General features: G+C 67.8%; 2 protein-coding genes. One reads left to right on the plus strand and one right to left on the minus strand.

All coding sequences use genetic code 11. The features are described 5' to 3' along the window. Positions 1 to 7,537 (plus strand): SDR family NAD(P)-dependent oxidoreductase (locus AC2VOK_RS19805; RefSeq protein ID WP_428901960.1); only part of this gene is annotated, 7,537 nt, incomplete at its 5' end. Between the two features lie 138 nt (positions 7,538 to 7,675). Here AC2VOK_RS19805 and AC2VOK_RS19810 read toward each other — a convergent pair. Continuing rightward, a partial coding sequence (locus AC2VOK_RS19810; protein WP_428901961.1) for a sulfotransferase domain-containing protein occupies positions 7,676 to 8,362 on the minus strand: 687 nt, incomplete at its 5' end.

The raw sequence follows: 8,362 nt of genomic DNA on the forward strand, positions 1-8,362 counted from the left end.
GTTGCCGAACGGAACACCGCTGGCATTGCGCAGTGATGCGACGTATCTGGTGACCGGCGGGCTGGGTGCGATCGGCTTGGAGGTCGCCGGCTATCTGGCCGCGCACGGGGCCCGGTATCTGGTGCTGACCAGTCGGCGCGCTCCGGGCGAGGACGCGCAGCAGCGCATCGACGCCCTGTGCGAACAGCACGGCTGCGACGTGCGTGTCATCGCGGCCGACGTCGGCAATCCGCACGATGTGGCTCGGCTGATGACCACGGTGCAGGCAGAGCTACCGCCGCTGGCTGGCATCGTGCACGCCGCCGGCGAGATCGGCAACACCCCGCTGCAAACCCTGGACGACGACGAGGTGGACCGCGTCTTCGCCGGAAAGGTTTGGGGTGCTTGGTATTTGGCCGAGGCCACCGCCGACGTCAAGCTGGACTTCTTCCTGAGCACCTCCTCCATATCCGGGGTGTGGGGCAGCTTCGGGCAGAGCGCCTACGGCGCGGCCAACGCCTTCCTCGACGGGCTTGCCTGGCGGCAGCGTGCGCAGGGCGTCCCGGGGATCAGCGTCAATTTCGGACCGTGGATGTCGGGGTCGGCGGGCATGGCCGACGCGGAATCCCGTGCGCACCTGGACAAGCGGGGCGTCCGGGGGTTGTCGCCCGCCGACGCACTGGCGGGCATGGCCGACCTCATGGCGTCGTCGTCCGCGCAAGGGGTGGCAAAGGGTCCTGTGCAAGGGGTCGCACAAGGAATAGTGGCCCGGATCGACTGGGCCAGCTTCCTGCCGCTCTACCAGATGGCGGGCAAGCGAGCCTTCCTGGCGCAGCTGGAACGCGAGGTGCCTCAGTCGGAGTCGGCGCCGGCATCGGCGTCGGATGCCACCCAGCTGGTGGACCGGCTCGCCGCCGCCCCGGTGCAGCAGCGCAAGAAGCTCGTCGTGGACTACCTGCGCGACGTCGTCGCGGAGGTGACCCGCATCGACGCGGCCGGGATCCGCGACGAAGCCGGGTTCTTCGATCTCGGCATGGACTCGCTGATGGCCGTCGAGATGCGGCGCCGCGTCGAGCGCGCCGTGGGCAAGGAGCTGCCGTCCACCCTGGCGATGGACTATCCGCGCCTGGTCGACGTGGCGGATTTCCTGCTCGGCGACGTGCTCGGCATCGACGCGAAGGCGGGCGCCAAAGCGGCGGCCCAGCCGGCCGCGGTCGTCACGACGAACGCCGAGGAGCCGATCGCGATCGTCGCGGTGGCCTGCCGCTTCCCGGGTGCGCCCGATCCCGAAGCGTTCTGGGAGGAGCTGGCCGGCGCCGTCGATGCGATCCGCGAGATCCCCGAGGACCGCTTCGACGTCGACGAGTACTACGACCCGGATCCCGAAGCGCCGGGCAAGATCTACACGCGCTACGGCGGATACCTCGAAGGGGTCGACGGATTCGATCCGGAGTTCTTCGGCATCTCCCCGCGCGAGGCCGTGTGGATGGACCCGCAGCAGCGGCTGATGCTCGAAATCGTCTGGGAGGCCCTCGAAAGGGCCGGGTACGCGCCGTCGTCGTTGCGCGGCAGCAAGAGCGGCGTGTTCGTGGGCGTGGCCGCCAACGAGTATTCGCAGCTGCTCAACGCCAACTCGGTCGAGACGATCGAAGCCCACTTCATCACGGGCAACGCGCTCAACGTCATCGCGGGCCGGGTTGCCTTCGCGCTCGGCCTGGAAGGGCCGGCGATGGCAGTCGACACCGCCTGCAGCGCGTCGCTGGTGGCCGTCCATCAGGCCTGCCAGGCACTGCATTCCGGTGACTGCGACATGGCGCTGGCCGGTGGGGTGAACGTGCTGGTGAGCCCGGCATCCATCGTGGCCACCTCGCGTGCCAGAATGCTTGCCGCCGACGGCCGATGCAAGACCTTCGACGCCGCCGCGAACGGCTATGCGCGCAGCGAGGGCTGCGGGGTACTGGTGCTCAAGAGGCTCAGCGACGCCGAACGCGACGGAGACCGGATTTGCGCAATCATCCGGGGCACCGCGGTCAACCAGGACGGCGCCTCCAGTGGTTTGACCGTGCCGAACGGCGGCGCGCAGCAACGGCTCATCGCCACCACGTTGGCCCGCGCCGGTCTGGCCGGCGGGGAGGTCGACTACCTCGAGGCGCACGGCACGGGCACGTCGCTGGGTGACCCGATCGAGGTGCAGGCCGCCGCGGCCGTCTACGGCGCCGACCGTGACGCGGACCGGCCGCTGCTGATCGGGTCGGTCAAGAGCAACATCGGCCACCTCGAGTCGGCGGCGGGCATCGCCGGCCTGATCAAGGTCGTGCTGTCGTTGGAGCACGAAATGCTGCCGCAGAACCTGCACTTCGCGACGCCGTCGCCGAACATCCCGTGGGACTCCCTGCCGGTGCAGGTCGTCGACAAGGCGAGGCCGTGGCATGCCGACGGCCGGCCGCGTCGCGCCGGAGTGAGTTCCTTCGGATTCTCCGGCACCAACGCCCACGTGCTGATCGAGGAGGCGCCACCGCGATCGGCGGACGCCGACGAATCCTCGGACGCCGCACCCGACGTCATCGGGGCGCCGGAGTCGGGCGCCGTAGTGGACGGCTTCGGTCTGTTGCCGCTGTCGGCGCGCTCGCCACAGGCGCTCATTGCGTTGGCGCAGCGCTACGGCACCTGGCTGGAGGCTCATCCACAGGTCGACATCGCCGACGTGTGTTTCACCGCCGGGGTGGGGCGTTCGCATTTCGAACACCGGGCTGCGCTCGTCGTGGATTCGGTAGCCGGTGCCCGCGAGTTGCTGGCCGAATTGGCCGAGAACCGGCTGGGTCCGGGTGCGGTGCGCGGCGAGTGCGGTGACCCGCCGAAGACGGCGTGGTTGTTCACCGGGCAGGGCAGTCAGTACCCGGGGATGGCGCGCGAGTTGTTCGACACCGAGCCGGTGTTCGCCGAGACCGTACAGCGCTGTGCCGACGCGGTCGACGGCATGCTGCCGCGCCCGTTGCTGGAGGTCATGTTCGACACAGACGGCTCCGACAACGGAGAAACGCTGCGGCACACCTCGTTCGCGCAGCCGGCACTGTTCGCCGTCGAGATGGGCCTGGCCCGGCTGTGGCAATCGTGGGGTATCGAACCCGACGTGGTGCTCGGCCACAGCGTGGGCCAGTACGCGGCGGCGTGCGTGGCCGGGGTGTTCGGCCTCGAGGACGGGGCACGGTTGATGGCCGAGCGCGGCCGGCTGTTCGGCAACCTGCCCGAGGGCGGCCGGATGGTGGCGGTGTTCGCCGACGCCCAGCACGTCGAGCGCGTCGCCGACGAATTCCCGCACGTGTCCGTCGCGGCCTACAACGGCCCCAACACGGTGTTGTCGGGCCCGGCCGCAGATCTGGAGCAGGCTGTCGGCAAGTTGACCGCGGACGGAATCCGGTGCACCTGGTTGGAGACCAGCCACGCCTTCCATTCCGAGCTGCTGGATCCGGTGCTCGACGAATTCGAGTCCTACGCAAGCAAGTTCGAATTCGCCGTCCCGGCCATGCCGCTCGTGTGCAACCGCACCGGCGCGGTGCTCACCGCGGACACCCCGCTGGACGCGAAGTATTGGCGGCGGCATTCCCGCCAGCCGGTGCAGTTCGCCGAAAGCGTGCAGACCGTGGCCGCGCTGGGCTGCTCGGTGCTGATGGAGATCGGCCCGCAGCCGGTCCTGACCGGCGCCGCGGTGCAGGTCTGGCCGGATTCCTCGGCCACTCCGCGTACCGTTGTTTCGCTGCGCAAGAATACCGACGACCGGCACCAGATCGCCGAAGCGCTGGCCGCGTCCTATGTTGCCGGGCATCGGCCCGTGTTCGCCGCGCTGTATCACCGGCCACACCGGCGAGTCGAACTGCCCACCTACCCGTTCCAGCGGCGTCGCTTCTGGCCGAAGAACGCCGACATCCGCGGCGTCGACGGTCAGGGTGCCGCCGGATCCGGAATCCTGGGCAGTGTCAAGGATCTCGCCTCCGGCGACATGGTCTACACCAGCCGGTGGTCCACCAAGACGCAGCCGTGGCTGTCCCATCACGTCATCTACGGCACTGTCGTGGTTCCCGGCGCGACGTACGCGGCGATGGCCTTGGCCGCCGTCGGGGCACCGGCGCAGGTGCGCGAAGTCTTCTTCTACGAACCGATCATCCTGGGCGACAAGGCGTCCCGGGAAGTGCAGTTGACCGTGCATCCGGTCGAAGACGGCGAATTGACCTTCCAGGTCCACAGCCGCCCGTACGGTGACCGCGAAGCCGACTGGTCGTTGAACGCCGACGGCCGGATCGCCTCCGGCATCGAGGACGAGCCGGCAACCGAGTCGGCAGAGTCCATCGACGCCGCGTGCGAGCGGCTGAGCCGCATGCGTCCGCAGCAGCTGTTCGACACCTTCGCCGACCTGGAGCTGCAGTGGGGGCCCACGTGGTCCACGTCGCTGAAATCGCTGTGGTCCGGCGACGGCGAGGCGGTCGGCGATATCGCCATCGGCGACGAACTGGCCGAACAGCTCGGTGGCGAGCCGGTCCATCCGGTGCTGCTGGATCTGTGCACCGGAGTCGCCTTCCCGGCCTTCCCGGCGGCCCTCGTGGGCGACGAAGACGGACTGCCCGATCTGTTCCTGCCGCTGCGGTACGGGCGGGTGGAGCTGCGGGAGACGCTACCGCGGCGTTTTTATTGCCGCGCGCGGTGGCAGAGCGGCGGTTCGGACAGCGAAACGCAGGTCTTCGACCTCGATTTCGTCGACCGCGATGGGCACGAGCTGGGCAGTATCCGCGAGTTCGCGGTCAAACGTGCGCCCCGGGAGGCATTGCTGCGCGGGCTCGGCGGCGACGCCACCCGAAACCTCTACACCCTGGGCTGGGAGGAGACGCCGGCGCCGGAACCCGGCATCGCCCCCAAGGGTGATGTCACCTGGCTGATCGCCGGATTCGACGAGCTGGCCGCCGACGTGCCCGGTGCTGTCACGGTGGACCGCGGTTCGGCTGCGGACTCCTGGAAGCAGCAACTCGCACTGGCGCAGGAACGCGGTGCCCCGGTCTCCGGAATCGTCTGGCGCAGCGCCAACCGGCCCGCCGCGGAAGAGTCGAGCGCTGAATTCGCCGCGCGGGTGGAAACCGAGATCGACCAGTTGCTCGCAGTCGTGCAGACGCTGTTGGCGCAGCAGGACCTCAAACTCAGCGGCGGACTGTGGATCGTCACCCAACGGGCCGTGGCGACCGAATCCGGCGAGCCGGTCGATCCGGGGCAGGCGGCGCTGTGGGGCCTGGGACGCACCATCATCGCCGAGCAGCCGAGCCTGCGGTGCCGGCTGGTCGACTCCGATGGATTCGGCGACGCCGTGCACTCGCTGGCGGGCCTGCTCAGCGCACCCGTCGAAGAACCGGAACTTGCTCTGCGACAAGGAAAGTACTTGGTGCCACGGCTGCTGCCATGGGCGCGCAGCGGGCATCTCGCCGTACCGCGCGCCGCTGACTACTTCCTGGCACCGACCGAACGCGGCGCGATCGACAACCTTCGTCTGTATGAGACGGTGGTCGCGCCGCCGGAGGCGGGCCAGGTGCAGATCCGGGTGGAGGCCGCAGGCCTCAACTTCCGCGATGTGCTCAACGTGCTCGGCCTGTACCCGGGCGACCCGGGGCAGATCGGTGGCGGTGACCTCGCCGGCGTCGTCACCGAGTTGGGTGGCGGTGTCACCGGGTTCGAGGTCGGTCAGCGCGTCTTCGGCTTCATGCCCGGGTCGTTCGCCACCCGGGTCAACGTGCCGGCCCAGTTCCTGTCGCCGGTGCCCGACGGCATCAGCGCCGTAGGCGCGGCGACCATCCCGGCCGGGGCGCTGACGACACGGCTGGCATTCGACTGGGCGAAGGTCGGCCCCGGTGACCGGGTGCTCATCCACGCCGCCAGCGGTGGCGTCGGTCTGGCCGCCATCCAGATCGCGCAGCAGTGCGGTGCGACCGTGTTCGCCACCGCCAGCGCCTACAAACGCGCCAAGCTGCGGGAAATGGGAGTGGAATACATCTACGACTCGCGCAGTACGGATTTCGCCGATCAGATCTTGGCGGACACCGGCGGTTCGGGTGTGGATGTGGTGCTCAACAGCCTCACCAACGAGGGTTTCATCGCTGCGACCGTGCGGGCCACCGCCCAGGGCGGCCGTTTCGCCGAAATCGCCAAGCGGGACATCTGGACTCGTGAACAGATGGCGGCAGCGCGTCCTGACATCTCCTACGAGATCATCGCGCTGGACGCGTGCATCGAGCAAGAACCCGCGCGGGTGGGGACGTTGCTGGACGAGGTGGCCGACAGCATGGCCAACGGCTCGCTGGCACCGATCGCCGTCGAGGTCTACCCGGTGACGGAGGCCAAGGCAGCGTTCCGGCGCATGCAGCAAGCACGTCACATCGGCAAGATCGTGCTGCAGATGCCGCAACCGCTACAGCCGCGCGCCGATCGGACCTACCTGATCACCGGCGGGCTCGGTGCACTCGGCTTGTTCACGGCGGCCTATCTGGCGCAACTCGGCGCCGGTGACATCGTGGTGACCAGCCGGCGCGCGCCCGATGCCGACGCGCAAAAAACCATCGACGACATCATGGAGCGCCACCGGTGCCGCATCCACGTCTTCGCGGCCGACGTCGGCGACGAGGCGCACGTCGACGCGTTGCTCAAACGGATCCGGGAGGAGTTGCCGCCGCTCGCGGGCGTGGCGCACCTGGCGGGTGTGCTCGACGACGCGCTACTGAACCAGCAGAACCTGGAACATTTCCGGACGACGCTGGCGCCCAAGGCCTTCGGTGCCCGCTACCTGGACCGGTTGACGAAGGACGACGATCTCGACTTCTTCATCCTGTACTCCTCGGCCGCCAGCGTGCTCGGGTCGCCCGGCCAGGCCAACTACGCCGCTGCCAACTCCCTGCTCGACGGCCTTGCTGCCGACCGCAGGGCACACGGCCTGCCCGCAACCGGCATCAACTGGGGTCCGTGGGCCAAGGGCGGCATGGCCACGTCGCATGCCGCGCGCGCGAACCTCAGTGCGCAGGGCCTGATTCCGCTGGAGCCTGCGGCCGCACTCAACGCGCTCGCCGAGGTGGTCGCCAACGGAACCGGGCAGGCAACCGTCATCAAAGCCAACTGGCAGCGTGCCGCGAAGGGGCTGGGCGCCTCCCGTCCGACTCTTCTGGCGCACGTGCTGCCCAGCGCTGCCACCGCGACACGCGGTGACAGCGAGTTGCTCCGGCAGTTGCACGAGGTGCCCGAGGGGGAGCGCGGTAGTTTCCTCACCGACTACCTGCGGCGCGAAGTGCAGAACTTCCTGCGGCTGGCGCAACTGCCGGCCGCGACCAGCCGGTTCCTGGAGTTGGGGACGGACTCGCTGATGGCGGTCGAGTTCAGCAACCGGTTGCTTCCCCAGTTCGGCGGCGCCTTCACGATCAGCGCGACCGCTGTCTTCGACTACCCGACGATCGGGGCGCTCGCCGAGTACCTGGCCGCTCAGGTGCCGGAGCCGGGTGAGGCGGACCCGGTCGGTGCAGCCGAGCCCTCGCAGTGATCGCCGGGAACGGGTAGGCGCTGCCACCGGCGACACCGCAATTCGGAAAACTCACCGGACGTCTGCCGCAGAAAGCTGACAACCGATCGTCCAACGGCGAGGCTCAGCCGGACAAGGGTGCCCGGTATGGTGTCGCCATCACCAATCGGAATCTGCGTAGAACAGGCTGGCTACGTCACGTGTCCGCTCTTTGATAGTGACAATTTCGCGTTCGCTGAGCCGGTTCTTCCAGTTGAGGACATTCAGTCTGCTGTTTCGCCGGAGATTGAACTCGTCGTCTCTCACCTGTTCCAACGGGTTAAGGGTGATCCGACGCTTGGGCTGCTGCCCGCTCGTGCTTTCGGCAATGGAGGCGCGGACGTCCTCCGTGAATTCCAGGCCGAACTCGGCATAGATTTTCCGAAAACTGTCCACAGGATTCATTGACAGGTCTTCGTGCGTGACGAAGAGCCACGTTGGATAACGTCTGCGATATTCGTCCACCACAGAATAGATGCAATTCCACCACAGCGCCCCTTCAAGAATAATGTCCTGCTCATTCTCGGCGCAATAACGGATTTCGGACTCGAAATCGCCCAGTCGGGTTTCGCGGATGAGTTGCGGTTGTGCCAGGAACGTGTTGAAGTCCACTCTCCAATTCAGGACCTTCATGCTCGAACAGACCGCCGCAGGATTCCGTATGGTGACCACAACATTCATATCGAACCGGTGCGCGAGCCAGGGGGCGGAAAACACGGCAAGCGGATCTTTGACCACCGCAGAATGCTTTCTCCACCTGTGCATGGAAAGATCCTTGAAGATCCAGAGCATTTGTAGCGCGTCTCG

Source organism: Mycobacterium sp. TH-M116, assembly GCF_057473685.1.